Source organism: Actinoplanes sp. NPDC048791, assembly GCF_040650095.1.
Taxonomy (GTDB): domain Bacteria; phylum Actinomycetota; class Actinomycetes; order Mycobacteriales; family Micromonosporaceae; genus Actinoplanes.
This window is the reverse complement of the sequence record NZ_JBEZGQ010001394.1, coordinates 1-1,775: the sequence shown is the minus strand read 5'-3', so window position 1 is coordinate 1,775 and position 1,775 is coordinate 1. Positions and strand designations below refer to the sequence as shown.

3 protein-coding genes are annotated in these 1,775 nt (G+C 71.8%); 1 reads left to right on the top strand and 2 read right to left on the bottom strand.

Translation table 11 applies throughout. The annotated features are described in order from the left end of the window. Positions 1–24: 24 nt before the first annotated feature. Complete coding sequence (locus AB0C29_RS46690; protein WP_360834593.1) at positions 25–450, bottom strand: hypothetical protein; 426 nt, start codon at positions 448–450, stop codon at positions 25–27. Between the two features lie 116 nt (positions 451–566). Here AB0C29_RS46690 and AB0C29_RS46685 point away from each other — a divergent pair, with 116 nt between their 5' ends. Then, positions 567–914, top strand: coding sequence for a DUF6401 family natural product biosynthesis protein (locus AB0C29_RS46685; protein WP_360553320.1), 348 nt, complete (start codon positions 567–569; stop codon positions 912–914). Positions 915–992: 78 nt separating this feature from the next. On the opposite strand, the gene AB0C29_RS46680 is transcribed toward AB0C29_RS46685, so the two are convergent. Beyond that, the gene (locus AB0C29_RS46680; RefSeq protein ID WP_360834591.1) at positions 993–1,700 is read right to left on the bottom strand and encodes a hypothetical protein; all 708 of its coding nucleotides are present in this window, start codon (positions 1,698–1,700) and stop codon (positions 993–995) included. Positions 1,701–1,775 lie beyond the last annotated feature (75 nt).

Below are 1,775 nucleotides of genomic sequence, written 5' to 3'. Positions count from 1 at the left end.
GGGACCTTTCACGCGTGGTCCTCCTCAGCGGGCCTCGTGGCCGGCACGCCCCCGGGTCCGTCGGCGTTCCTTCAGTTCGGCCTCATAGAGGTGCCGGCGGCCGCCGGCCAGCTCATCCCGGGCGTCCTTCTCCAGCGCGCGGAACTCGGCGTAGTAGCCGTCGTCGAACTCCTCGACCAGCTGGAACGTCCAGTGCCCCGGCACGACGTTGCGCCCGATCAGCTCCTGCGCGATCCGTTCCGCCAGCTTGGGCTGCCCGGCCTGCACAAAGAGCGAGACGGCCTCGTCGAGCTTGAAATCGGCCTCGCCGACGAGCTGGTGCAGCGAATACAGGTGCCCGCGCACCCGCTCGACCGTCTCCAGGGCTTCGCTGAGCTTGCCCAGCGCCTCCACCGTGACGTCGTCCACTCCGTCGGGCCGCCGGTGCTCGCTGTCCGGGCCGTCCACCATCCGTGCCTCCCTGGCCGCTGGGTCCGGTTCAGGCTTTCCCCACCGGCGCGAGTTCAACCGAGCTGCACCGATCGGGGACACCGTTGGCTACCCCGCGATCCCTACCTTTGCATCTTATGAATGGCCTGTTCAGCGGCGCTGCCGCCCGTGCTGCCCTGCGTTCCGCCCACGCCTGCCTCGAGGAGCTGATGGCCTCCGTCGGCGCCGACGGCCTCGATGCCGCGACGCAGTCCCCGGGGCTGCTCGCCACCGTCGACCAGCACGCCGCGGGCATCCGCGACAGCCTGTCGTCGGACGTCCGCCCGCTGACGGCGGTCATCCTCGCCGCCTACGCGGAGGGTGTCCGCGACGCGGCGTTCAAGCACGGCTGGCGCCCGCCGGCCGGCCCGATCGACTGGACCGAGAACGACTGGGTGCTCAACCGCCTGCTGGCGGTCTGCTCGCTCGCCCGTACCCTGCCCTGACCTTTCGCTGACAGGCCACACCGACCATTCGGGGCCGGTACCGGATCATCCGGTGCCGGCCCCCTTTCGTGTCCGCCGTCAGGTGGCCGGTCCGTCGTCCCGGCGTACCCGGATGACCTGGGTCTTCTCGCCGTCCGCGGGGGTGCTCTGCTGGGGCAGCGCCTGGCGCAGCTCATTGCGCGAGATCACGACCGTGCTGTCCGAATCGGCATCCGTGCCGGCCGGCCGGCCGGTGACGTCCGCCGTCGTCTCCGCGTCGTCGTCCTCCGGGCGCGAGGCTTCCGCTGCCTCATCGGCCGCCGCAGAGTCCGGCTCGGAGCCGCTGTCCACCCCAGGCGAGCTCGCCGCCAACACCGAGACAGCTCCGTCAGTGCCCTCGCCTGGTCGCTTACCGGGACCCCGATCATCACTCGGGCGAGCACGGCCATCGGCGCCGTCATCCGGCCGGCTACCGGAACCGCCGACATCATCGACGCCGGCGCCGGAGCCCTCCTCCGCCCGGCCGGCCGCATCCCGATCGGTGTCGGCGCCGTCCTCCGCCTGACCCGCCGCATTCCGATCGGTACCGGAGCCCTTGATGCCGGCCGCCCGACCTTCCGCTTCACTGACCTCAACCGGCCGCGAGGCCGAGCCGGCGACGTCACCGGATACGTCCCCGGCATCCCCCTCCGGAACGGCATCGCGATGCAACCAGGTCGTCGTCTCAGCCGTCTCCACCGGCTCGGGGTCGTCGAAGCCAGGCACCACATGCGGCCGATCGTCACTACCCGGCCAGGGCCGCTGCATAGGAATGACCTGCGTCTTCTCCGCCGCCGCAGCCGCTGCCGCCCGCTCCCGCGCAGCCTCCTCAGCCGCCCGCCC